Source organism: Streptomyces shenzhenensis, assembly GCF_021462265.1.
GTDB classification, from domain to species: domain Bacteria; phylum Actinomycetota; class Actinomycetes; order Streptomycetales; family Streptomycetaceae; genus Streptomyces; species Streptomyces shenzhenensis.
Genome location: NZ_JAJONF010000005.1, coordinates 175,989 through 200,316, shown reverse-complemented (window position 1 = coordinate 200,316; position 24,328 = coordinate 175,989). Strand labels below are relative to the sequence as shown.

23 protein-coding genes are annotated in these 24,328 nt (G+C 72.3%); 16 read left to right on the top strand and 7 right to left on the bottom strand.

All coding sequences use genetic code 11. The annotated features are described in order from the left end of the window. Nucleotide 1 precedes the first annotated feature (1 nt). The 5 genes from LQ326_RS09330 (at nt 2) to LQ326_RS09310 (ending at nt 3,684) form a co-directional block, all read left to right on the top strand. Entirely contained in the window at nt 2-1,255 is a 1,254-nt protein-coding gene (locus LQ326_RS09330) for an MFS transporter (protein WP_234534538.1), read from the top strand. 301 nt (nt 1,256-1,556) lie between these two features. Further along, on the top strand, nt 1,557-2,087 hold the full coding sequence (locus LQ326_RS09325) for a hypothetical protein (RefSeq protein WP_234534536.1): 531 nt from the start codon (nt 1,557-1,559) through the stop codon (nt 2,085-2,087). A 59-nt stretch (nt 2,088-2,146) separates the two neighbouring features. Next, complete coding sequence (locus LQ326_RS09320; RefSeq protein WP_234534535.1) at nt 2,147-2,353, top strand: hypothetical protein; 207 nt, start codon at nt 2,147-2,149, stop codon at nt 2,351-2,353. Nucleotides 2,354-2,377: 24 nt separating this feature from the next. Beyond that, nucleotides 2,378-2,854: an SRPBCC family protein gene (locus LQ326_RS09315; protein WP_234534533.1), complete on the top strand. Its 477-nt coding sequence runs from the start codon at nt 2,378-2,380 to the stop codon at nt 2,852-2,854. 308 nt (nt 2,855-3,162) lie between these two features. Then, a complete protein-coding gene (locus tag LQ326_RS09310; RefSeq protein ID WP_234534531.1) occupies nt 3,163-3,684 on the top strand; it encodes a hypothetical protein in 522 nt (173 codons plus the stop codon). Between the two features lie 78 nt (nt 3,685-3,762). Here LQ326_RS09310 and LQ326_RS09305 read toward each other — a convergent pair whose 3' ends face one another. Together LQ326_RS09305 and LQ326_RS09300 are read right to left on the bottom strand one after the other, a co-directional pair. Further along, the gene (locus LQ326_RS09305; protein WP_234534530.1) at nt 3,763-4,326 is read right to left on the bottom strand and encodes a hemerythrin domain-containing protein; all 564 of its coding nucleotides are present in this window, start codon (nt 4,324-4,326) and stop codon (nt 3,763-3,765) included. Between the two features lie 144 nt (nt 4,327-4,470). Next, nucleotides 4,471-4,839, bottom strand: coding sequence for a DUF6479 family protein (locus LQ326_RS09300; protein WP_234534528.1), 369 nt, complete (start codon nt 4,837-4,839; stop codon nt 4,471-4,473). 232 nt (nt 4,840-5,071) lie between these two features. Here LQ326_RS09300 and ctaD point away from each other — a divergent pair, with 232 nt between their 5' ends. Then, nucleotides 5,072-6,745, top strand: coding sequence for an aa3-type cytochrome oxidase subunit I (ctaD, locus tag LQ326_RS09295; RefSeq protein ID WP_234534526.1), 1,674 nt, complete (start codon nt 5,072-5,074; stop codon nt 6,743-6,745). Continuing rightward, on the top strand, nt 6,742-7,143 hold the full coding sequence (locus LQ326_RS09290; protein WP_234534524.1) for a cytochrome c oxidase subunit 4: 402 nt from the start codon (nt 6,742-6,744) through the stop codon (nt 7,141-7,143). The genes ctaD and LQ326_RS09290 overlap by 4 nt, the downstream gene beginning before the upstream one ends. On the opposite strand, the gene qcrB is transcribed toward LQ326_RS09290, so the two are convergent. The 5 genes from qcrB to LQ326_RS09265 form a co-directional block, all read right to left on the bottom strand. Continuing rightward, complete coding sequence (gene qcrB, locus LQ326_RS09285; protein ID WP_234534522.1) at nt 7,064-8,578, bottom strand: cytochrome bc1 complex cytochrome b subunit; 1,515 nt, start codon at nt 8,576-8,578, stop codon at nt 7,064-7,066. The two genes, LQ326_RS09290 and qcrB, sit on opposite strands and share 80 nt — an antisense overlap. A 156-nt stretch (nt 8,579-8,734) precedes the next feature. Then, nucleotides 8,735-9,460, bottom strand: a complete 726-nt coding sequence (locus tag LQ326_RS09280; RefSeq protein ID WP_234534520.1) for a metallophosphoesterase family protein — start codon at nt 9,458-9,460, stop codon at nt 8,735-8,737. Then, nucleotides 9,457-9,699 carry a BON domain-containing protein gene (locus tag LQ326_RS09275; RefSeq protein WP_234534518.1) on the bottom strand — a complete coding sequence of 81 codons (243 nt, stop codon included), beginning with the start codon at nt 9,697-9,699 and terminating at the stop codon, nt 9,457-9,459. Before LQ326_RS09275 ends, LQ326_RS09280 begins: the two co-directional genes overlap by 4 nt. Further along, nucleotides 9,699-10,373, bottom strand: a complete 675-nt coding sequence (locus tag LQ326_RS09270; RefSeq protein ID WP_234534517.1) for a nucleotidyltransferase family protein — start codon at nt 10,371-10,373, stop codon at nt 9,699-9,701. The genes LQ326_RS09275 and LQ326_RS09270 overlap by 1 nt, the downstream gene beginning before the upstream one ends. Further along, nucleotides 10,373-10,792 carry a hypothetical protein gene (locus tag LQ326_RS09265; RefSeq protein WP_308401877.1) on the bottom strand — a complete coding sequence of 140 codons (420 nt, stop codon included), beginning with the start codon at nt 10,790-10,792 and terminating at the stop codon, nt 10,373-10,375. Before LQ326_RS09265 ends, LQ326_RS09270 begins: the two co-directional genes overlap by 1 nt. A 138-nt stretch (nt 10,793-10,930) precedes the next feature. Between LQ326_RS09265 and LQ326_RS09260 the strand changes: the two genes are divergently transcribed. The 9 genes from LQ326_RS09260 (at nt 10,931) to LQ326_RS09220 (ending at nt 24,138) form a co-directional block, all read left to right on the top strand. Further along, nucleotides 10,931-11,887 carry a TIGR03557 family F420-dependent LLM class oxidoreductase gene (locus LQ326_RS09260; protein ID WP_234534515.1) on the top strand — a complete coding sequence of 319 codons (957 nt, stop codon included), beginning with the start codon at nt 10,931-10,933 and terminating at the stop codon, nt 11,885-11,887. A 68-nt stretch (nt 11,888-11,955) separates the two neighbouring features. Further along, nucleotides 11,956-12,519 (top strand): cysteine hydrolase family protein, encoded by a 564-nt coding sequence (locus LQ326_RS09255; RefSeq protein ID WP_234534871.1) that lies wholly within the window; start codon nt 11,956-11,958, stop codon nt 12,517-12,519. Next, nucleotides 12,516-15,569: an FAD-binding and (Fe-S)-binding domain-containing protein gene (locus LQ326_RS09250; RefSeq protein WP_234534513.1), complete on the top strand. Its 3,054-nt coding sequence runs from the start codon at nt 12,516-12,518 to the stop codon at nt 15,567-15,569. The genes LQ326_RS09255 and LQ326_RS09250 overlap by 4 nt, the downstream gene beginning before the upstream one ends. A gap of 31 nt (nt 15,570-15,600) precedes the next feature. Continuing rightward, nucleotides 15,601-17,403: a thiamine pyrophosphate-requiring protein gene (locus tag LQ326_RS09245; RefSeq protein WP_234534511.1), complete on the top strand. Its 1,803-nt coding sequence runs from the start codon at nt 15,601-15,603 to the stop codon at nt 17,401-17,403. Next, nucleotides 17,400-18,509, top strand: coding sequence for an enolase C-terminal domain-like protein (locus tag LQ326_RS09240; protein WP_234534510.1), 1,110 nt, complete (start codon nt 17,400-17,402; stop codon nt 18,507-18,509). Before LQ326_RS09245 ends, LQ326_RS09240 begins: the two co-directional genes overlap by 4 nt. A 49-nt stretch (nt 18,510-18,558) precedes the next feature. Continuing rightward, entirely contained in the window at nt 18,559-19,572 is a 1,014-nt protein-coding gene (locus LQ326_RS09235) for an SDR family oxidoreductase (RefSeq protein WP_234534508.1), read from the top strand. 144 nt (nt 19,573-19,716) lie between these two features. Further along, nucleotides 19,717-21,243 carry an APC family permease gene (locus LQ326_RS09230; RefSeq protein WP_234534506.1) on the top strand — a complete coding sequence of 509 codons (1,527 nt, stop codon included), beginning with the start codon at nt 19,717-19,719 and terminating at the stop codon, nt 21,241-21,243. A gap of 201 nt (nt 21,244-21,444) precedes the next feature. Next, complete coding sequence (locus LQ326_RS09225; protein ID WP_234534505.1) at nt 21,445-23,145, top strand: MFS transporter; 1,701 nt, start codon at nt 21,445-21,447, stop codon at nt 23,143-23,145. A gap of 30 nt (nt 23,146-23,175) precedes the next feature. Next, complete coding sequence (locus tag LQ326_RS09220) at nt 23,176-24,138, top strand: alpha/beta fold hydrolase (protein WP_234534503.1); 963 nt, start codon at nt 23,176-23,178, stop codon at nt 24,136-24,138. Nucleotides 24,139-24,328 lie beyond the last annotated feature (190 nt).

The window sequence follows — 24,328 nt, the reverse complement described above, 5'->3', positions numbered from 1 at the left end:
CATGGGCGGATTCGGGGTCGGAGAACGGCAGGTGCCGGTGGACGGGCGCGCGGACGGGCCGCGGCGGGCACCGGGCGGGCTGGTGGCGCTGGCCCTCGGCGGTTTCGGGATCGGGCTCACCGAGTTCCTGATCGCCGGGCTGCTGCCCCAGGTGGCGTCGGGTTTCGCGGTGTCCGAGGCGGCCGCGGGCCGGCTGATCTCCGGGTACGCGCTGAGTGTCGCCGTCGGCGCGGTCGCTCTCACCGCGGCGACGGCGCGGCTGCCCCGCAAGCAGGTCCTGGTCGGTCTGGTGGCGTTGTTCGTCGTCGGCAACCTGCTGTCCGCGATCGCGCCGACCTACTCCGTGATGCTGCTCGGGCGGATCGTCGCCGCCCTGTGCCACGGCTCGTTCTTCGGCATCGGCTCCCTGGTCGCGCGTGGTCTGGTCGAGCCGGAGCGGAAGTCCCGCGCGGTGGCGGTGATGTTCGCCGGGCTGACGCTCGCGAACGTACTCGGTGTGCCGTTCGGTGCGCTGGTGGGCGAGCGCTGGGGCTGGCGGGCGGCCTTCTGGGCGGTCACCGCGATCGGCGTGCTGGCGCTGGCCGCCATCGTCCTCCTCGTCCCCGGCCGGGCGGGGACGGTGCGAGGCGGCGCGCCCAGCGGCCTGCGGGACCAGCTCCGTGCGTTCCGGTCCTCGCAGGTCTGGCTCACGCTGGCGGCGACCGCGCTCGGCTACGGCGGGATGTTCGGGGCGTTCAGCTACATCGCCTACACCTTCACCGAGGTCAGCGGGTTCTCCCCGGCGGATGTCGCCTGGCTGCTGATGGTGTACGGCGTCGGTCTGGTCGTGGGCAACCTGATCGGCGGCCGGGCGGCGGACCGGGACCGGGACCGCGCCCTGATCCTCGCGCTGCTCGGACTGACCGTCACCCTGGCGCTGTTCGGCCTGCTGGCCGGCAGTGCCGTGGCGTCGGCGGTGCTGGTGTTCCTGATGGGGGTGACCGGGTTCGCCACCGTACCCGGCATGATCACCCGGGTGACCGACGCCGCCCGGGGAGCCGCGCTGGCGGCGAGTGCCAACGTGTCCGCGTCCAATGCCGGCAACGCCCTCGGTGCCTGGCTCGGCGGCCTGGCCATCACCGCGGGGCTCGGCTACACGGCACCGCTCTACACCGGTGCCGCGCTCACGCTGGCCGCCCTGATCGTCATGCTCGTGGCCGGGCGGACCCCGCCGTCCGCGGCTGCCTCCGCCCCGGCCGGCTCGAAATCAGGCTGACCCGCGTCCCGAGCCCCGGTCCGGACCGCGCGGCCACCGATGGCCGAGCACGGGATCAGCGCCCTGCGCGACCACACGATCACCCGGTCCGCGTACGGCCGGGGAGGTGCCACCGCCCATGCCCGGTGGCCGGTGTCCGCACGTTCTCCACGACGGCGTTCCCGGCGTCCTCCCCACCCGCGGGAGCTCCGGGTTGCTCCGGGCGCGCACCGGTGTCGCGGGCGGCCGGGTTCGGCGCTCCGCGCCGGGTACTCGTCTCCCGCCGCCACAGAGCCGACGGCGGGAGACGAGGAGACGAGCGATGACGACATCGACCCACCACCGAACCCGCCCCGACGTGGGCGGTCTCCGGATGGACCTGCTCGGCGTCTATCTCAACGACCACCTGGCCGGGGCCACGGCCGGTGCCGGCCGTGCCCGGTTCATGGCCCGGTCGCATCGCGACACCCCGGCGGCCGGCCCCCTGGGGCTGCTCGCGGACGAGATCGCCGAGGACCGCGCAAGCCTGCTCGGCCTCATGCGGCGCCTGGGCGTGCCGGAGCGCCGGTACAAGACCGTCGCCGCGGGCACGGCCGAGCGACTCGGACGCCTCAAGGGCAACGGTCGCCTCCTGCGGCCTTCGCCGCTGACACTGGTGATCGAACTCGAGTTCCTCCGGCTCGGGGTCAAGGGCAAGGAACTCGGCTGGCGAACCCTGCGGTCGCTGGCCGAGGCGGACGACCGCCTCGACGAGCAGGTACTCGACCAGCTGATCGAACGGGCCCACCGGCAGACGATCACGCTGGAGGGCCTGCGCGTCGACGCGGCCCGGAACGTGCTGCTCACCGGCTGACGCGCCATCGCCCGGCGGCCGGGATGTTGCCCGCTCGCCGGGTGGGGTACCCGGCCGCCGTGCGAAAGCGAACCGAACACCACGCGAAGGACGAAGGGCCCCGGACCGCCGAGGACGAGCTGCTGGAGCAGGTCGGGAAGCGCGCCGGCCGGGAGGACGCCGGCCGGGGCACGCCACAGCGGGCCGGGGCCGGCGATCCGATCACCCCGAGCATCGGGGCCAACGAGAAGACCCTCCGGGGGCGCACGCCCGCGCCCCGGGACTGAGCCACCTGCGACGAGGAGGAACAGATGAGCACGGTCAAGGAAGCCGTGGACGTCGGCGTCCCGATCCACACGGCCTACAACCAATGGACCCAGTTCGCGGACTTCCCGAACTTCATGGAGGGTGTCGACGAAGTCAGGCAGCTCGACGACCGGCACAACCACTGGACCACCAGCATCGGCGGGGTGCGGCGCGAGTTCGACACCGAGATCGTCGACCAGCTGCCGGACGACCGGATCACCTGGCGGACCGTCGAGGGCGACACCCGGCAGCGCGGGTCCGTCCGCTTCGAACCCCTGGACCCCACCCACACCAGGGTGGAGCTCACGATGGACGTGGAGCCCTCCGGGATGGCCGAGAAGGGCGCGGACGCGCTCGGCATGATCGACCGCCGGGTCAAGGGCGACCTGCGTCGCTTCAAGGACTTCATCGAGCACCGCGGCACCGAGAGCGGCGCCTGGCGTGGCCGGATCCGGCCCGGTGATCCCGGCGGCCTCCACTGAGAGCGGCCGGCCGACGGCGGTCGTACCCCCGGAACCCCGGGCCCGCGCGGTGGGCCCGGGGTTCCGCCCCGTCCAGGGCGCTCCGGTGCTTCCCGTGCGCTCCATGCGCTCCATGCGCTCCATGCGCTCCATGCGCTCCATGCGCTCCGGCGCGCTGTGCGCAGAACCACGTCGCCCAACCCCCTGGGCCGTATCTCCGCGAGCCCGCCTCGGGATACCGTTTTGTCGGTTCCCGGTCCGGTCCGCCGGCCGGTTTCCCGGTCGGCTCCCCCGACCGGTTTCGGGCAGATTCTTCGGATGGCTGGGCAGTGCTCGCAGATCTCTCTCCGCTCATCGCGGCGACCGCTCGCTGGCTCGCGGGCGCCTTTCCCGCCCATGGCGGTGCCTTCGCCGCCGCGCGGTGCGAGGCACAGGTGCGGCAGGCCGTGACGGTCGCGGCCTGGCTGCGCTATCCGACGGCGCTGGACGCGGGTCTGGTCGCGATGACGGGTCCGGGAGGTTCGGCGCGGCTCGACTGGGTGACCGGCGGGGACAGCGCCCCCGACCCGGACGGCGGCTGGCGCACCTGGGTGGACGAGGTGGTGGCGAGCTGGGCCGCCGGGCTGCTCTGCGACCCCGGTCTGGCGAGCGCCGCGGTCGACGCACTCGCGGCGGGGGAACACCTGGCGTCGGGTCCGGTCGACTTCCGACGGCTGCTCGTCCCGGACGAGGACGACCGGCGGGCGGCGTCGCTGCTGCGGCATCCGGACCTGCTCGCGCCCGTGGCCGTACTGCATCGCGCGCAACTGCTGCAGCGCCTGGACCGGCCCGGCCGCCCCGTGTCGGCCTGAGGCCCGCTTCTCAGGCGGTCTCCACGAGGAGGCCGGGCAATGGTGGCCCGCCCAGGCTGGGCGGCGGCGGGGTTCGGGTCAGTCAGGCTTGCCGCGGCCCGTCAGCGCGTCGCGGAGCCGGTCGACCAGACCCGCACCGGGCGCCAGAATCTTGTTGGCCGGAGGCTTGTCCGGGGCGGCGGGGTGCGGGCGGGTCGGTGCCGTCTTCTTCGCCTGACGGACCTTGTCGCCCAGATCGTCGAGGGCGTCCGGCGGGCACGCGGCGCGCAGCCTCGGGAAGAGGTTCTGCTCCTCGTCCTCCACATGCATGCGGATCTCGCTCATCAGGGAGGCCATGAGCGCGTCGAACCGGGCGTCGTCCGGTTCGCAGCTCTCCAGGTCCTTCATGATCCGCTCGGCCTTGGCGTGGTCCTCGAGTTCCTTGTCGGCCAGGGCGCCGCCGCCCGCGACGTGTTTGCGCACCGCCGGGTACAGATAGGCCTCCTCGGCCACCGAGTGCCGTACCAGTTCCATCGTGGCCTGGTCGGCGTACATCTTGCGGTTCTTGTCACCGGACGGCAGTGCCTCGATCTTGCCGAAGATCTCCTCCACCTCCCGGTGGTCGGTCATCAGCTCGTCGATGACGTTTCCCCCATGTCCCATGCCCTTCACCTCCGCTCGTGGCACGGCGGTCCGCATCCGGATCCGCCGCGGCCCGAGTGCCCGTCACCGGATACCTCACACCGCGCCGCGCCGGGTGCCGCACCAGACCCTGGCTCGTCCACCGGCCGCACGCGCTGAGGCGGCTCACTTCGCGCCGCTGCCGCCGCTGCCGAAGGATCCGCTGGAGCCGGGCTGCCAGCGCGGGCGGGTCTGGTCGCCGCTGGGCCTGCTGGGCGCGTTGCCGAGCTGGTGCGGGGCCAGACGCGCACCGCCGTCCCCGGCCCGGGGCACCTCGTTCGGCTCACGCATGCTCCGCTCCTCGCGCACGGGTCCGGAGTCGGGCAGCTTCGGCTGCTCCGAGCGCCGGGGTGGTGCCGGCTCCCGTCGCCGCACCCCGATCCCGAGGCGTACGGCGCCCATCAGCGCGACCGTGAGGAGCACGCCGCAGACGACGATGATGATCACCCCTGCCGCCGAGCCGGCGGCGGCCAGTTGCTCAAGTGCTGTGTACATCAGCGCCGGGTACCCGCCGGCCGGCATCGAATGCCCGGCGGCGAGGCGTGGCGGACTCGGTGTTCGCCGGGTCACCGGTAGCGTCACCCCGGAACCGGCCTGTCCCATCCGCCCGCTATGCCGGTTCCGGTACCGCGGGCGGCAGTCGTGCCCGCGCGGGCCGGCGGTTTCCGGGTACGGCGGGCAGGACACCCGCGAGGCGCTTCCGCGCTCGAAACGGCCGAGGAGGACCATGAGCGAACTCTCGCAGCGAGCCGGCGAAACGCCCGCGCCTCCCGTGCAGCCGGTGCCACTGGGACGCCGGCTGCTGGGCTGGGCGTCCACGACCGACCACAAGGTGATCGGCCGGCTGTACATGGTGACGTCGTTCTGCTTCTTCCTGTTCGCCGGGCTGCTGGCCCTGGGCATGCGCGCCGAACTGGCCCGTCCCGGGCTGCAGTTCCTCAGCAACCAGACCTACGACGAGTTCGTCACGATCCACGGCACGATCATGATGCTGCTGTTCGCGACGCCGATGTTCGCCGGTTTCTCGAACGCGATCATGCCGCTCCAGATCGGCGCTCCGGACCTGGCCTTCCCGCGGCTCAACGCGCTCTCCTACTGGATGTACCTGTTCGGCGGGCTGATCGTGGTCTCCGGGTTCCTGGTACCCGGCGGTGCGGCGGCGTTCGGCTGGTTCGCCTACGCGCCGCTGAACAGTTCCTACTTCTCCCCCGGCGCGGGCGGTGACCTGTGGGTGATGGGGCTGGTGGTCTCCGGCGTGTCGACGACGCTGACCGCGGTGAACTTCCTCGCCACCATCCTGTGCCTGCGCGCCCCGGGCATGACCATGTTCCGGATGCCGATGTTCACCTGGAACGTGCTGTTCACCTCGATCCTCGTGCTGCCCGCGTTCCCCGTCCTGACGGCCGCGCTGCTCGCCCTGGAATCCGACCGGAAGTTCGGCTCGCACGTCTTCGACGCGCACAACGGCGGGGCGCTGCTGTGGCAGCACCTGTTCTGGTTCTTCGGGCATCCCGAGGTGTACATCGTGGCGCTGCCGTTCTTCGGCATCATCTCGGAGATCATCCCGGTGTTCTCGCGCAAGCCGCTGTTCGGCTATCTGCCGATGATCGGGGCCACGACCTCCATCACCATGCTGTCCGCGGTCGTCTGGGCGCACCACATGTTCGCGACCGGGGCGGTGCTGCTGCCGTTCTTCTCCATCATGTCGTTCCTGATCGCCGTCCCGACCGGGATCAAGTTCTTCGCGTGGATCGGGACGATGCGCGGGGGCTCGCTGTCGTTCGAGACCCCGATGCTGTGGTCGATGGGGTTCCTGGTGACGTTCCTGCTCGGCGGGCTGAGCGGGGTGCTCATCGCGTCGCCCCCGCTCGACTTCCACGTCACCGACTCCTACTTCATCGTGGCGCATCTGCACTACGTGCTCTTCGGCACGGTGGTCTTCGCGATGTTCGCCGGCTTCTACTTCTGGTGGCCCAAGTTCACCGGGAAGATGCTCGACGAGCGCCTCGGCAAAGTGCACTTCTGGCTGCTCTTCCCCGGCTTCCAGCTGACGTTCCTGGTGCAGCACTGGCTCGGTGCCGAGGGCATGCCCCGCCGGTACGCCGACTATCTGCCGGCCGACGGGTTCACCCTCCTCAACACACTCTCGTCGGCGGGCGCGTTGCTGCTGGGCGTCTCGACGCTGCCGTTCCTCTACAACGTCTGGCGTACGGCCCACAAGGGACGGCAGGTCGAGGAGGACGACCCGTGGGGGTTCGGGCGCGGCCTGGAGTGGGCGACGAGCTGCCCGCCGCCGCGGCACAACTTCGTGGCGCTGCCCCGGGTGCGGTCGGAGTCGCCCGCGTTCGACCTGCACCATCCGGAGATCACGCGGCTGGCGGAGAGGGCGGGGCAGCGATGAAGGCCGAGGCGCTGCTCTTCGGCGGGGTGGCCGTCTTCTTCGGGGCCACCGCCGCGCTCTACGGGGTGTGGTCGCGGGCCGACCCGGCCGGGACGGCGGCGCTGATCGTGGCGTTCGCGATGGCCGCGCTGGTGTCGTTCTTCTGCGCGGTCAGCTACCTGCGGCACGGCCCGCGCCCGCAGGACCGTACGCAGGCGGAGGTGGCGGACTCCGCCGGGCCGGTCGAGTTCTTCCCGCCGCACAGCCCCTGGCCGATCGTCACCGCGCTCGGGTTCGCGCTCGCGGCGACCGGGGTGGTGTTCGGGCTGTGGCTGTTCCTCATCGGCTTCGGTGTTCTGGCTCGGGGTGTTGCCGGGCTGGTGTTCCAGTACGTGAACCGGGGGGCTGATCAGGGCTGAGCGGCCGGCGTGGGGCGCCCGGCCGGAACGACGTCACCGGCCGGTGGTCGCTCTCGTAGCCGCCGGCGATGGTCTGCCGGACCTCACCGGTCTCCTCGCCCTCGGTCAGCCGCTCCTGTTCCGCGTGCAGCAGGGCCCGGCACAGCGCGCGGGTGACGAAGAACGCGGCGACGGGGCCGACGACCAGGCCGATGCGCAGGATCCAGGTCAGGGCGTTCACCGAGATCCGGAAGGTCTGCGCCACCACGTCGTTGCCGCCGGCCAGCACCAGCAACCCGTAGCAGGTCACCCCGGCCACGCCGAGGCCGGTGCGCACGGGCCGTTCCCGGGGGCGCTCGCTGAAGTGCTGTTCCTGCCGGCCCTCCCCGGTCAGCCGCTGCTCGACGAACGGGTAGGCGTACAGGACGGCGAAGAGCAGCGCGGGCAGGACCACGGCCGGCAGCAGGACGTTCCACATCAGGGTGTGCCCGGCGAAGTTCGTCTCCCAGGGCGGGACGAGGCGCAGCGAGCCTTCCAGGAAACCGACGTACCAGTCCGGCTGGGAACCGGTCGACGCCTGGTCGGGGCGGTAGGGGCCGTACTTCCACACCGGGTTGATCTGCGCGACCCCGGCGAGCGCCACCAGCAGTCCGAAGACGGTGAGGGACAGGCCGATGGAGGAGGCCGAGAACTGCGGGTAGAGCGGCTTTCCGACCACGTTGGTGTTCTTGCGGCCCGGTCCGCGCCACTGCGTGTGCTTCAGGTGGAAGACCAGGATCAGGTGGACCGTGACCAGGGCGACCAGCGCGCCCGGCAGCAGCAGGATGTGCAGGCTGTACAGCCGGGGGATGATGTCGTGGCCGGGGAACTGGGAGCCGAACGCGAACATGGCCACGTACGTCCCCACCACGGGGATGGAGAGCATGATGCCCTGGGCGATCCGCAGTCCGGTGCCGGACAGGAGGTCGTCGGGGAGCGAGTAGCCGGCGAAGCCCTCGGCCAGGGCGAGCGCGAAGAGCGTGACGCCGATGACCCAGTTCATCTCCCTGGGCCTGCGGAAGGCGCCGGTGAAGAAGATCCGCAGCAGGTGCGCGCCGATCGCGGCGACGAAGACCAGCGCGGCCCAGTGGTGGGCCTGGCGCATCAGCAGCCCGCCCCGGACGTCGAAGCTGATGTCCAGGGTGGAGTCGAAGGCCCCGGACACGGGCCGGCCGCGCAGGGGGACGTACGACCCCTGGTAGACGACGTCCCGCATCTCGGGTTTGAAGAAGAAGGTCAGCCACACACCTGTGAGAAGCAGGACGATCAGGCTGTAGAGGGCGATCTCGCCCAGGAAGAACGACCAGTGGTCGGGGAAGGCCTTGCGCAGCAGCCGGCCGGCCCCGTCGTGGACGGGCAGCCGGGCGTCCACCGCGTCCGCGAACCGCTCCCCCGCCGCGCCGTGTCCGGAACTCACCGATCGCCCTCCTCGCCTCTCGCCATCCCTTGCCCGTCAGGCGCGGGGCGAGTACCCGGCCGACGCGGAACACTCGCGCGGCTGGGCTGTGGCACCCGATCGGCGCAAGGCACGGACGCCTCGGGTGGCCTCGGGTCTCGCCTCAGGGGCCCGGCGTCACGGCGTGCCGAGCGAGTAGACGTGGAAGGCACGTCCGATGACCGGCTGGGCGACGTTGCGCACCCGGACTCCCCCGCCGGTCATGCCGTGTTCCGTGCCGGCGTGTGCGTGTCCGTGGACCGCCAGGTCGGCGCCCGTGGTGTCGATGGCCTCGGCGAGGAGGTAGCTGCCGAGGAAGGGGTAGATCTCCGGGGGTTCGCCGGCCAGGGTGTCCGGGACGGGGGCGAAGTGGGTCAGGGCGATCCGCGCGTCGCAATCGCGCCGGCGCAGCTCTTCGAGGGCGGCGCGCAGGCCGTCGGCGCGGCGGCGTGAGTACCGTACGAACTCCTTCATCACGGGTTCGCCGAACTCGCCGGCGCACCGGCCGACGAAGCCGCCCCCGAACCCCTTGGTGCCGGCCACGCCGATCCGCAGGCCCCGGTGGCTCACGACGGTCGCCTCGCCCTCCAGGACGTGCGCCCCGGCGTCCCGCAGGATGGCCGTGACCTCGTCGGGGCAGTCGTCGTGGTGGTCGTGGTTGCCGAGGACGGCGACGACCGGGACACCCAGGTCCTTGATCTCCCTGGCGACGACCCGCGCCTCCTCGGGTGTGCCGTGCCGGGTGAGGTCACCGGCGAGCAGGAGGATGTCGGCGCAGGCCGGGAGGGTCTCGAAGGCCGGGCGGAGGGTCCCCTGGCTGTCGGGGCCCATGTGGATGTCGCCGACGGCCGCGACCCGGGTCATTCGAGCACCTCCGGGTGGTCGGGCGGGGCGGTCTCGGCGACGACGATGTCGCAGTGGACCGGCACGCCGGCCAGTTCGTCGTGGACGGCACGGCGGACGGCCTCGCGGCAGCCGGCGGACGGGACCGTGCCGGTCAGCAGGACCGTCTCGCCCCGGATCTCGGCCCGTACCCCCAGCTCGCCGCACGGCCCGGCGGCTAGGTGCTCGGCGACGTGCGCCACACGGTATTCGAGGTTCATCACCGCTCCTGCGGGGGGTCGATGACGTTCAGCCGCTCCAGGAGGAAGAGGAAGGCCGCGGGCATCGGCTCGTCGCCGCACCGGCGCCGCACCTCTCCCCAGTCGACCTTCTCGCGCAGTGAGCGGGCCACCGGAAGGACGGCCCCGAAGTCGCAGTGGTGCTCCGAGAAGGCCGTGTTCAGGTTCACCAGCAGGTCGGTCGCCGACAGGACCGGCATGTGCACGGAGTCGACCGGGAGTTCCTGGGCGCGGGACAGCAGGTCCGCGGTGACCGGCTGGTGGGCGAGTTCGAAGATGATGTCGACGTCCTGGTCGAAGCAGGAGGTCTTCAGCAGCCAGTCCTCCGGCGGGACGCGTACCGTCAGACCGGCTGAGCGCAGGGAGCCCGCCACCGCCTCGGCGTCCTCGGGCAGCACACAGAAGTCGGCGTCGTGCCGGAGTCTGCCGCCACCGCCATGGGCGTAGACGGCGACGCTGCCGGCCAGCGCGAACTTGTGTCCGGCCCGCTTGAGGATGGCACCGACCTGCTTGGCCGCCTCCAGGATGGCCTGGGTGCGGTCGGGCGGGAGCTGGTCCGGCCCGGACGGTTCCGGCTCCGGGCCGGCCACCCGGAGCTCGGGGGCGCGCGCCGCGCTCTGTCCGTCTCTCCTCGCCGGCTCCCTTTCCGCTCTCATCACCGGCTCCCTTCGGCGGAGAAGGCCGCCCCACGCGGCACGGTGGGCCCGGTCGATGCGGTCGATGCGGTCGGCTGGGCAGACCCGGTCGCCACGGCCGTCGCGCCATGGGCGAGGGCGGCGCCGCCCCTCGCCGAGAGCATCAGGGGGTTGGCCCGGGCCGGCAGGCCCCTCAGCACCGGCGCCCCGGCCTCGGTCGTCATCAGGGCGTGGACCGCGGACTCCTTGGTGCCACTGGTGTGCTCGATCCGGGTGCGCTTGTGCATCCGCCAGTCGGCGAGGCCGGGCAGTGGCAGGGCGCCGTACCGGGGAAAACGTCTGCTCGCGTCCTCCACCGCGGTCAAGTGGAGCGGAACGCGCAGGCCGGCGGAGCGCCGTCGGTTCCGCCAGGCCTTCCGGGGCAGCACGCGCAGTGCCATGGACACCTCCGTCGGGTCGGTCTGTGGGGCCCGCCTCTCCGGTACCCCTCCTCATCCGGGCGACACGCCGTGCACAACCCGGTGGCCACCGGGTACTCGGCTGCGGTCCCCAGTCACACACGCGGATCAGGAGAGACGATGGCGGGCTTCGGATACTTCCTCTCGTGCGAGGAGCACAGCCCCGTGGAGCTGGTCGAGCAGGCGCGGATGGCCGAGCAGGCCGGCTTCGAGTCGCTGTGGATCTCGGACCACTACCACCCCTGGCACGACGGGCAGGGCCAGAGCCCGTTCGTGTGGTCGGTGATCGGCGCGCTGTCGCAGGCGGTGTCGCTGCCCGTGGAGACGGCGGTGACCTGCCCGCTGGTGCGCACCCACCCCGCCGTGATCGCCCAGGCGGCCGCCACCGCCGCGGTGCAGCTGGACGGCCGGTTCCGGCTGGGGGTGGGCACCGGTGAGGCGCTGAACGAGCACATCCTGGGTACGGCCTGGCCCGAGGCGCCGGTGCGGCTGGAGATGCTGGAGGAGGCCCTCCAGATCATCCGGCGGCTGTTCAGCGGGGAGCGGGTCAGTCACCGCGGCAGGCACTACACCGTGGAGAACGCCCGCCTGTACACGGTGCCGGACGAGCCGGTGCCGATCGACGTGTCGGCGTTCGGCCCGCAGGCCGCCGAGGTCGCCGCCCGCATCGGGGACGGGCTGATCACGATGATGCCGGAGGAGTCCGTGGTGGAGCGGTTCCGGCGCGGGGGCGGCGCCACCAAGCCGGTGTACGGCGGGATGAAGGTGTGCTGGGGCACCGACCGGCAGGAGGCGGTGCGTACCGCGCACCGGCTGTGGGCCAACGAACAACTGCCGGGCGAGCTCCCGCAGATCCTGCCGACCCCGCGCCACTTCGAGCAGGCCATGGAACTGGTCACCGAGGAGCAGGTGGCCGGCTCCGTGCCGTGCGGCGACGATCCGGACGATCACGTCAAGGCCGTGTCCGCGTTCGTCGACGCGGGCTTCGACACCGTCTACGTCAACCAGATCGGCCCGGACCAGCAGGGCTTCTTCGACTTCTACCGCGCCAAGGTCCTGCCGCGGCTGCGGGACTGACACGCGAGGTGGTGGACGCCGTGCCCGAGCCCAGGAAGACCGGCGGCAGCGCGCTCGTCGTGATCGACATGATCAACACGTACGACCACGAGGACGCGGAGCTGCTGCTGCCCGCCGCCGCGCGTACCGTGCCGGTCCTGGCGGATCTGATCGGCCGGGCCCGCAGGGCGGGCGTACCGGTGATCTACGCGAACGACAACTTCGGGCTCTGGCGCTCCCACCACGGCGAACTGGTCGAGTCCGCGCTGTCCCGCCCGCACGCCGACCTGGTCGAGCCGATCCGGCCCGACGACGACTCCCTGTTCGTCGTCAAGGCCCGGCACTCGATCTTCTACGACACCCCCCTGTCGTATCTGCTGTGGCAGCTGGGTGTCGGCACGGTGGTGCTGACCGGTCAGGTCACCGAGCAGTGCGTCCTGTACTCCGCTCTGGACGCGCACATCCGTCACCTGGAGGTCACGGTGCCCAGGGACGCCGTCGCCTCGATCCACCCGCACCTGGCGGCCGCCGCGCTGGAAATGATGGAGCGCAACATGGGTGCCCGGATTGTCCGGGCGAGAGACCTCGACTTCCGGGGTACCCGGTGGCCCGTACCGGACGAAGCCGCGCACCAGGTCGGAGGTCGGACATGAGCACACCAGTCCCCGCAGAGTCACTCGACGGCCTGGTCACGGCCCTGCGCACCGGGACCGACGCCGAGGTCCGGTTCGATCCCGGCAGCCGGGGCGCCTACTCCACGGACGGCTCGAACTACCGCCAGGTCCCGCTCGGCGTGGTCGTCCCGCGGAGCGTGGCGGCCGGTGCCCGCGCGGTGGAGCTGTGCTCCCGCTTCGACGTGCCGGTGCTGTCCCGCGGCGGCGGCACCAGCCTCGCCGGACAGACGACGAACGCGGCCGTGGTCATTGACTGGAGCAAGCACTGCGACGCCCTGGTCTCCGTCGGCCCCGAGGCCCGCACCTGCGTGGTGGAGCCCGGCATCGTCCTGGACGAACTCAACCGGCGGCTGGCCGACCACCACCTCCAGTTCGGCCCGAAACCGTCGACGCACAGCCACTGCGCGCTGGGCGGCATGATCGGCAACAACTCGTGCGGGGCGTCCGCGCAGGCGTACGGGAAGACGGTCGACAGTGTGCGCCGTCTCGAAGTGCTGACGTACGACGGTGTGCGGATGTGGGTGGGGCCCACCTCGCAGGCGGAGCGGGCGCGGATCGCCGCCGAGGGCGGCCGGCGGGCCGAGCTGTACGACGGGCTGGACCGGATCGTCACCGAGTACCTGGCGGACATCCGGCACGGCTACCCGAAGATCCCGCGCCGGGTCTCCGGCTACAACCTGGACTCGCTGCTTCCGGAGAACGGCCTCGACGTGGCCAAGGCGCTGGTGGGCAGCGAGGGAACCCTGGTGACCGTCCTGCACGCCGAACTCGACCTGGTCCCGGTGCCGCCGTACGAGTCGCTGCTGGTGCTCGGGTACGACGACATCTGCCGGGCCGCCGACGACGTGCCCCGGCTGCTGGAGCACTGCTCGCCGGGTCAGCTGGAGGCGCTGGACGGGCGGATGGCCGAGCTGATGCGGGAGGAGCACGCCTACCTGGACTCGCTGCGCGCCCTGCCGCAGGCGGACAGCTGGCTTCTGGTGCAGTTCACCGGGGACAGCCAGGAGGACGTCGACGAACAGGCGCACGCCCTGGTGAAGGCGATCGGCCGGTCCGAGAAGGAGGCCTCGGTCGCGTTCTCCGACGACCCGCGGCGCGAGCAGGAGATGCTCAAAGCCCGGGAGGCGGGGCTCGGGGTGACCGCGCGGCCGCCGGACGACCGGGAGACCTGGGAGGGCTGGGAGGACTCGGCGGTGTCGCCCGAGCGGCTGGGCGACTATCTGCGGGACCTGAAAGGGCTGTTCGCGGAGTTCGACTACGACCATCCCTCCCTGTACGGGCACTTCGGGCAGGGGTGTGTGCACACCCGGATCCCGTTCGGGATGAAGACGGCGGACGGGGTGGCGGACTTCCGGCGTTTCGTGGAGCGGGCCGCCGACCTGGTGGCCTCCTACGGCGGTTCGCTGTCGGGCGAGCACGGCGACGGGCAGGCCCGGGGCGAGCTGCTGACGCGGATGTTCGGGGACCGCCTGGTCGGTGCCTTCGGGGAGTTGAAGGCACTGTTCGATCCGGGCAACCGGATGAACCCGGGCAAGGTCGTCGACCCGAACCCGGTGGACGGGCAGTTGCGGCTCGGGTCCGAGTGGCGGCCGGCCACGCCACGGACCCACTTCGGTTATCCGGAGGACGACCACTCCTTCACCCGTGCGGTCATGCGCTGCGTCGGCATCGGCAACTGCCGTGGCCTGCACGGCGACGTGATGTGTCCCTCGTACCGGGCCACCCGTGAGGAGGAGCACTCGACGCGCGGGCGGGCGCGGCTGCTGTTCGAGATGCTCGACGGGCATCCCGACTCGGCGGTCAAGGACGGCTGGCGGTCGGCCGAGGTCCGGGACGCCCTGGATCTCTGCCTGGCCTGCAAGGGCTGCAAGTCGGACTGCCCCACGGGGGTGGACATGGCCACCTACAAGGCCGAGTTCATGGCCCACCACTACGCGGGCCGGCCGCGCCCGGCCGCCCACTACTCGATGGGCTGGCTGCCGCTTTGGGCGCAACTGGCGGAGCACGCACCCGGGTTGGCGAACAGCGCGTTGCAGGCGCCGGTCCTGGGGCGGATGGGAAAGGCGCTCGCCGGGGTGGACGGCGCCCGGCGGCCCCCGGCGTTCGCCGAGCGGTCCTTCGTCCGGTGGTGGCAGGCCCTCGACACCGGGCAGCCGGACCCGGCGGACCCGGCGACGGTGGTCCTGTGGCCGGACACCTTCAGCAACCACTTCCACCCGGCGGTCGCGATGTCGGCCGTACAGGTCCTGGAGGACGCGGGCTTCAGGGTCACCGTGCCCGAAACACCCGTGTGCTGCGGCCTGACCTGGATCTCGACGGGTCAACTGGCCACCGCCAAGAGGGTGCTGCGACGGACCCTGCGGACCCTGCGGCCCTGGCTGGACGCGGGCACCCCGATCATCGGCCTCGAGCCCTCCTGCACCGCCGTGTTCAGGTCCGACGCGCCCGAGCTGCTGCCCGGCGACCAGGACGTGCAGCGGCTGGCACACCGGACGCGGACCTTCGCCGAACAGCTCGTCAACCACGCTCCCGCGGGCTGGCAGCCGCCGTTCCTCGCCCGGCAGGCGACCGTGCAGACCCACTGCCACCAGCACGCGATCATGAAGTTCGACGCCGACCGGGAACTGATGCGCCGTGCCAGGCTCGACGCGGACGTCCTCGACGAGGGCTGCTGCGGGCTGGCCGGGAACTTCGGCTTCGAGCGCGGGCACCACGAGGTCTCCATGGCCGTGGGCGAGCTGGGGGTGCTGCCCGCCGTCCGCGCCGCCGCCCCGGACAGCCTGGTGCTGGCCGACGGCTTCAGCTGCCGCACCCAGATCGAGCAGGGCGGCACCGGTCGGCGGGCCCTGCACCTGGCGGAGGCCCTGGCCCTCGCACTGGACGGCCCGCTGCCCAGCGACCGGCCCGAGCGGCTGGCCCGGCGCCCCGCCGAACCCTCCGGCGCGGCCCGCTGGGCGGCCACCGCCGTCGCCGGGACCCTCACCGGGGCGGCCGCCCTGCGCGCCGTACGGCAGCTGCGCCGCCCGTAACCGCACGTCACCTCAAGGAAAGGTTCCGAACATGTCGACGAAGGTCTCCGACTACATCCTCCAGCGGCTGCGCGAGTGGGACGTCGACCATGTCTTCGCCTACCCGGGCGACGGCATCAACGGCCTCCTCGCGGCCTGGGGACGGGCGGAGAACAACCCCCGGTTCATCCAGTCCCGCCACGAGGAGATGTCCGCGTTCGAGGCCGTCGGCTACGCCAAGTTCTCCGGCCGGGTCGGCGTCTGCGCCGCCACCTCCGGGCCCGGCGCCATCCATCTCCTCAACGGCCTGTACGACGCCAAGCTGGACCATGTGCCGGTGGTGGCGATCGTCGGGCAGACCAACCGCAGTGCCATGGGCGGCTCGTACCAGCAGGAGGTCGACCTGCTGACCCTGTACAAGGACGTGGCCTCGGACTTCTGCGAGATGGTCACCGTCCCCGAGCAGCTTCCGAACGTGCTCGACCGGGCGATGCGCACCGCCATGGCACGCCGCTCGGTGACCGCCCTGATCATCCCGGCCGACGTCCAGGAACTGGACTACTCGCCGCCCGAGCACGCCTTCAAGATGGTGCCGTCCAGTCTCGGCATGCCGCACTACGCGCCGGTCCCGGACGACGGCGACCTGCAACGGGCCGCCGACGTGCTCAACTCCGGCGGCAAGACCGCGATCCTGATCGGTCAGGGCGCGCGCGGCGCGCGTGTGGAGGTCAAGGAGGTCGCCGACCGGCTCGGTGCCGGCGTCGCGAAGGCGCTGCTGGGCAAGGACGCCCTCGACGACGACCTGCCGTACGTCACCGGCGCGATCGGGCTGCTCGGCACCCGGCCGTCGTACGAGATGATGCGGGACTGCGACACCCTGCTCGTGATCGGATCGTCCTTCCCCTACACGCAGTTCCTGCCGGCGTTCGGCAAGGCGCGGGCGGTGCAGGTGGACATCGATCCGCACATGGTGGGGCTGCGCTACCCCTTCGAGGTCAACCTGGTCGGCGACGCGGCCCGGACGCTGCGCCGGCTGCTGCCGCTCCTCGAGCAGATGGAGGACCCGTCCTGGCGGACGAAGATCGAGAACAACGTCAGGGACTGGTGGGAGGTGATGGAGCGGCGGGCCGGCGTCGAGGCCGATCCGATCAACCCCGAGTACGTCACCCACGCCCTCAACGGGCTGCTCCCGGACGACGTCATCCTCTCCTCCGACTCCGGCTCCGCCGCCAACTGGTACGCCCGGCACCTGAAGCTGCGCGGCGCGATGCGGGGTTCGCTGTCGGGGACGCTGGCCACCATGGGGCCGGGCGTGCCCTACGCCATCGGCGCCAAGTTCGCGCACGGGAACCGGCCCGCGATCGCCCTCGTCGGCGACGGGGCGATGCAGATGAACGGCATGGCCGAGCTCATCACCATCGCCAAGTACTGGCGCGACTGGGAGGACCCTCGGCTGATCGTCGCCGTCTTCAACAACCGGGACCTTAACCAGGTGACCTGGGAGATGCGCGCGATGGAGGGCGCCCCGCAGTTCCTTCCCTCGCAGTCCCTCCCGGACGTCGGGTACGCGGACTTCGCCCGCTCCCTCGGCCTGACCGGCATGCGGATCGACGAGCCGGGCGGGGTGGCGGGCGCCTGGGAGGCCGCGCTCTCCGCCGACCGGCCGTGTGTGCTCGACTTCGTGACCGACCCCGCCGTACCGCCGATCCCGCCGCACGCCACCCTCGACCAGATCGAGGCCGCGGCGGCCTCCGTCCTCAAGGGCGACAGCGACCGGGTGGCGATGGTCCGGCAGGGCTTCAAGGCCAAGGTGCAGGAGTTCCTGCCGCACCGGCACGAAGCGGGGCGGCGGTGAGCGACCTGCCGGCCGTCGAGCGGGTGGACAGCGCCGCCTACACCGTTCCGACGGACGCGCCCGAGGCGGACGGGACCGCGGCCTGGGACAGCACCACGCTCGTCCTGGTCACCGTCCGCTGCGGGGAGGCCACCGGGCTCGGGTACACGTACGCCCCGCCCGCGGCCGCGGGGGTCGTCGACGGCCTGCTGGCCGGCGTCGTCACCGGCCTGTCCGCCCTCGACGTACCGCGCGCCAACGAGGCCATGCAGCGCGCGGTCCGCAACGCCGGTCTGCCGGGCATCGCCGCCGAGGCGGTCTCCGCCGTGGACATCGCCCTGTGGGACGCCAAGGCGCGGCTGCTCGGGCTCCCGCTGGTGGATCTGCTCGGCGCCGCCCGCGACGAGGTGCCCGTGTACGGGAGCGGCGGCTTCACCACGTACGACGAGCAGCGCCAGGACCGGCAGCTGCGCGGCTGGGTGGCGGAGGAGGGCATTCCCCGCGTGAAGATCAAGATCGCGGAGTCCTGGGGGAGTCGCGAGGCGCGCGACCTTCGACGGGTGGCCCGGGCCCGCGAGAGCATCGGTGATTCGGCCGAGTTGTACGTGGACGCCAACGGCGGCTACGGCGCCAAGCAGGCGGTGCGGGTGGCGGCGGGGCTGGACGCGGCGGGCGTGACCTGGTTCGAGGAGCCGGTCTCCTCCGACCAGTTGGCGGCGCTCGCCCTGGTCCGGAGCCGGGTCGCGGCGGACGTGACCGCGGGCGAGTACGGCTACACGCTCCCCTATTTCCGGCAGATGCTCGACGCCGGGGCCGTGGACTGCCTGCAGGCGGACGTCACCCGGTGCGGCGGGATCACCGTGTGGCTGCGTGTCGCGGCGCTGGCCCTCGCCCACGGCCTGGAGATCTCGGGGCACTGCGCGCCGTACGCCCATGCGCACGTGGCGGCCTCGGTGCCGAACCTGCGGCATCTGGAGTGGTTCCACGACCATGTCCGCATCGAGCGGATGCTCTTCGACGGCGGGCCGGCCCGGCACGCGGGCTCCCTGTCCGTGGGCGGTGCCGGTGAGCCGGGCCTCGGCCTGCGCCTGGACGCCGCGCGGGCCCGCCCCTTCCGGGTCGGCTGACCGGTCCTCCGTGTCGGCCGACGAACTCCGAGGACCTGAGGAACGGACCATGTCGCAAGTCGTCGTCATCACCGGAGCCAGCGCCGGCATCGGCCGCGCCGTCGCGCGTCTGTACGCCGAGCGCGGGGCGCGCATCGCCCTGATCGCGCGGGGCGAGGCGGGGCTCGAAGCCGCGGCGAGGGAGGTCGCCGAACGCGGCGGCCGGCCGCTGGTGCAGCAGGCCGACACCGCGGACCCCGGCCAGGTGGAGGCTGCCGCCGACGCCGCCGAACGGCTCCTCGGGCCCATCGACGTCTGGATCAACTGCGCCTTCACCAGCGTGTTCGCGCCCTTCACCGAGATCACTCCGGAGGAGTACCGGCGGGTCACCGAGGTGACGTATCTCGGGTTCGTGAACGGCACCCGGACCGCTCTCGCCCGGATGCTGCCGCGCGACCGGGGCACCGTCGTGCAGGTCGGCTCGGCGCTCGGCGAGCGGGCGATCCCGCTCCAGTCGGCCTACTGCGCGGCCAAGCACGCCATCAACGGCTTCACCTCGTCGGTCCGCCTCGAACTGCTGCACCAGGGCAGCAACGTGCACATCACCGTCGTGCAGATGCCGGCGGTCAACACCCCGCAGTTCTCCTGGGTGCGCTCCCGGCTCCCCCGGCATCCGCAGCCGGTGCCGCCGATCTACCAGCCCGAGGTGGCGGCGCGCGGTGTCGTTCACGCCGCCGACCATCCCGGCCGCAAGCAGCGCTACATCGGCGCCAGCACGGCGGCGACCGTGTGGGCCAACCGGCTCGCCCCGGCCCTCCTCGACCGCTACCTGGCACGCACCGGCTTCAGCTCCCAGCAGACGGAGGCGCCCGCACCCGCCGGCCGGGGCAACCTGTACGCGCCGGCCGACGCCGTGCCCGGCAGCGACCACGGCGCCCACGGCGAGTTCGACGAACGGTCGCACGCCCACTCGGTGCAGGCGGCACTGGCCCGGCACCCGGCGGTGACCGCCGCGACCACGACCGCCCTGACCGTCGCGGCGGTCGGCGGGGTACGCCGGCTGCTGGGCACCAGGGGCGGGTAGCGCGGCCCCGCTGTTTCCGGGAGATTTCCGGCGGCTATGAGTGCCGGGACGCTGGTCACGACTTGGGGCCAAACGCTTGTGCGCTTGTGCGGCGCCGTGGACCATGGCCGGATCGCGCCCCTCCCGAGCACGCTGGAGCTCCCGGTGACCGCTGGCCCCCTCACTTCCGAACCGGTCGACGCACCGGTCGCCGCCCAGGCGGAACGGCAGAAGCTGCGCAAGCACTTCGGCCGCTTCGACATCCTGTTCTTCCTGCTGTGCACCATCGTCGGGGTGGACACCATCGGCGCCGTGGCCTCGTCCGGTGCCGAGGCGTTCACGTGGCTGATCGTGCTCGCCGTGGTGTTCCTCGTGCCCTCCGCGCTGCTGATCGCCGAGCTCGGGGCCGCCTTCCCCGACGAGGGCGGCCCCTACATCTGGACCAGCCGGGCCTTCGGGCGCCTGGCCGGCGCCGTCAACAACTTCCTTTACTGGATCACCAACCCGGTGTGGCTGGGCGGGACCCTCGCCGTCTCCGCCGTCACGGCGTACACCACCTTCTTCAACGGCGGGAAGGACCTGAGCACCCCCGCGTTCTACTTCTTCACCCTCCTCTTCGTCTGGTTGGGTGTACTCGCGGCGATCCTCTCCTTCGACATCGGCAAGTGGATCCCGACCCTCGGCGCCTGGAGCCGGTTCCTGCTGCTCGGCCTGTTCACCGTGACGGTCGTCGCCTACGGGATCCAGCACGGGCTGCACGGCTTCGGCATCGGCGACTTCTCGCCGACCTACGCGGGATTCGTCGGCCTGGTGCCGGTCCTGATGTTCAACTACGTCGGTTTCGAGCTGCCCAACACGGCCGGCGACGAGATGACGAACCCCCAGAAGGACGTCCCCTACGGCATCTTCCGCGGTGCCGTCCTCTCCGTGCTCCTCTACGCGCTGCCGATCCTCGGCATCCTGCTCGTCCTGCCGGTCAGGGCGGTCACCGGCCTCGGTGGTTTCGTCGACGCGATCCGGCAGGTCTTCACGGTGTACGGCGGCAACGTCGGCGCCGACGGCACCACCACGCTCAGCGGGTTCGGCACCGTGCTCGGCGACCTGGCCGGGATCATGTTCATCCTCACGGTGCTGTCCTCCGGCGTCACCTGGATCATGGGCTCGGACCGCGCCCTGGCCGTCTCCGGCTACGACGGCGCGGCGCCCCGTTTCCTCGGCGTCATCTCCAGCCGGTTCGGCACCCCGGTCCGGGTGAACGTCCTCAGCGGCCTGGTCTCCACCGGCGTCCTGGTCCTGGCCCACCAGCTGACCCACGGCAGCGCGGCCAAGCTCTTCGGCGCGGTCCTCGGCCTCGCCGTGTCGACCACCCTCGTCAGCTACCTGGGCATCTTCCCGGCGCTGCCGTTCCTACGCCGCAAGTACCCGGACACGCCCCGCCCGTACCGGGCTCCCCTCCCTTGGACCATCAGCGTGGTCCTGACCCTGCTCATCGTCTTCGCCGGCGTGCAGCTGGTCGCGCCCGGCGCCGGCGACCACTGGTTCGGCGCCGGCTACGCGCCGGACGGCTGGACCCGTGCCGAGCGCGGGAAGTACCTGCTGACGGAGCTGGTCCCGCTCGTCGGATTCATGCTCCTCGGTGTCCTGTTCTGGGCGCTGGGCCGGCCGACCCGGGCGGCGGCCGGCGGGAAGTAGGGCCGGCCGGACTCGCCCCGCCCGCCGACGGGGTCACCGCCGCGGGCGTCAACCCGGCCGGGCCCGGCGCCCCCTGGGCTGCCTGTTCAGGCAACGGCCGGGCCGGGACAGCGTCTCGGCTTGCGACGACGCGGCCTCGGCGCGTAAGAAAGCGAGGACCGGGACGCCCGGCCCGGCACCCACCTCGCACGGAGCGGCAGCATGACAGTCACCACCACGAAGGACGAGAGCGACGGTGGCTCCCCGAGGCCTGCTTCGGCCTGGGCGCCGCTGGCGCTGCCGGTGTTCCGGGCCCTGTGGATCGCGCAGTTCGTGTCGAACGTCGGCACCTGGATGCAGACGGTGGGCGTCCAGTGGCTGCTGCTCGCACACGGGGCCACCCTGGTCACGCTCGTGCAGACCGCGTCCAGCCTGCCGGTCGTGCTGCTGGCGCTGCCTTCGGGGGTGCTGGCCGACCGGTTCGACCGGCGCGGGCTGCTCGTCGTCGCCCAGGTCGCCATGGGCGCGGTGGCGGCGGTCCTCACCGTGCTCGCCTTCGCCGACGTGCTCGCTCCCGGTGCGCTGCTCGCCCTGACCTTCCTGCTGGGCTGCGGCAGCGCCCTGATGAGCCCGGCCTGGCAGGCGATCCAGCCCGAACTCGTCGGCCGGGCCCAGCTCGGCCAGGCCTCCGCGCTGGGCGCGGTCAACATGAACCTGGCCCGCGCCATCGGACCGGCCGTCGGCGGTGTGCTGGTCGCGGCGGCGGGCGCGGGGTGGACGTTCGCCTTCAACGCGGTGTCCTATCTGGGCATCGCGGTCGTGCTGCTGCTGTGGAAGCGTCCCGCCGGCGCGTCCGTGCCGGCCACCGAGGGCGAGGGGTTCTTCACGGCCCTGTACGCGGCCCGCCGTTACATATGGAACGCCCCCGGCGTCCGCCGAGTGCTGCTGCGCACCGCGCTGTTCATCCCCGGTGCCGCCGCCGTGTGGTCGCTGCTGCCGCTGATCGCCGGTGACTCGCTCGGCCTGGGTTCCGGCGGATACGGTCTGCTGCTGGCCGCCGTGGGGATCGGGGCGGTGGGCGGCGCGTTCCTGCTGCCCCGCCTGCAGAAGCTGCTCGGCGCCAACGGCGTCCTGGCCGCCGGCGCCGTCGCCTTCGGGGTGGTCCTGGCCGTCCTGGCCACGATCCACGTCACCTGGGTGGTCGCGGTCGCGCTGCTGCCCGCCGGGGTGGCCTGGATCGCGGTCCTGTCCACGCTCAACGCCGCCACCCAGACCCGGTTGCCCGGCTGGGTGCGGGCCCGTGGGCTCGCCGTCTACCTGCTGGTCTTCCAGGGCGGCCAGGCCCTCGCCGCCCCGCTGTGGGGCGCGCTGGCCCAGGGGGCGGGGATGACCACCGCGCTGCTCGTCGCGGCGGGGCTGCTGCTGCTCACCGCCGTCACCGTCCCGCTGTGGCCGCTGTACGACGCCGCCCGGATCGACCCGACCCCCTCCGACCACTGGCCGGCCCCGCCCCTGGTCTACGAGCCGGGTCCGGCCGACGGCCCGGTCCTCGTCTCGATCGTCTACCACGTCTCCCCCGACGACCGGGCGGCCTTCGCCGGGGCCATGGAGAACGTCGCCCGCTCCCGGCGCCGTACCGGAGCGCTCACCTGGGGCCTGTACGAGGACGGCGCCGAACCCGGCCGGTTCATCGAGAACTACCTCGTCGGATCCTGGGCGGAGCACCTCGCCCAGCACCACACCCGCCAGACCGTGACCGACCAGCGCTTCGAGGAGCAGGCCCGCTCCTTCCTGCTGCCCGGCACCACGCCCGAGGCCACGCACGCCTTCGACGCCGCCCTCGCCGCGGCCGACGGCCACCGGCCCCCCGGGCCGCCGGCCGCGGACGCCTCCCCCGCGTCGGAAACCCGGCAGGACGGATAACCGAAGATCGTCGCGCGTACGCTCGTGCACATGGTTCAGCATCGAATGGTCGACGTGAACGGGATCCGCCTGCACATCGCCGAGGAGGGCCGCGGCCCGCTGGTCGTGCTGCTGCACGGTTTCCCCGAGTCCTGGCACTCCTGGCAGCACCAGTTCGGCCCGCTGGCCGCGGCCGGCTTCCATGTGGTCGCCCCCGACCAGCGCGGGTACGGCAGCAGCGATCATCCCGAGGACGTCGAGGCGTACAGCATCTTCCACCTGGTCGGCGACGTCGTCGGGCTGATCCGCGAGCTGGGCGCGGAGCAGGCGTTCGTGGTGGGGCACGACTGGGGCGCGCCGGTGGCCTGGCACACCGCGCTGTTCCGCCCCGATCTGGTGCGCGGGGTGGCCGGGCTGAGCGTGCCGCCGCCGTTCCGCGGTGCGCAACCGCCGCTCGAGACGATGGACAGGAGGTTCGGCGGCCGCTTCTACTGGAACTACTTCAACCGCCCGGGCGTCGCCGACGCCGAGTTCGCCCGTGACCCGCGCACCACGCTGCGGAAGTTCTTCACCATGGCGTCCGGGGAAGGCGTCGGGACCGGTGAGGTCCGGCAGCCGCTGGTCGACCCCGAGCGCGGCTGGCTCGCGGGCGTGCCGGACCCGCAGACGCTGCCGCGGTGGTTCACCGAGGCGGACCTCGACGCCCTCACCGAGAGTTACTCCCGCGGCTTCACCGGTGCCCTCAACTGGTACCGCAATCTCGACCGCAACTGGGAACTGACCGCCCCCTGGCAGGGCGCCGTCGTCACCCCGCCCGCGCTGTACGTCTACGGCGACCGTGACGTGGTCCCGGCGTTCCCCGGCACGCCCGAACTCATCGAACGGCTCCCCGCGCTGATGCCCAGCCTGGTGCGCGAGCCCCTGAAGCTGGCGGGCTGCGGGCACTGGACCCAGCAGGAGCGGCCGGACGAGGTGAACGCGGCGCTGCTCGACTTCCTCAAGGCCCTTTCCTGAGTTGTCGCATGTCCCTTCCGCGGTCCCCTTCGCGGTCGGGTTCCGCTGTCCGTGCCGCCTCTGCGGTCATCCGGTGAGCACGGGGGAGCAGAGCCTGACCGCGGGCGGGATCCGGGGGCCGGAGCCGCGCCGGGACCACCGCACCCCGCGGCGCCTGGTGCGGCGGTTCCGGCGCAGTGCCGGTGTGGCC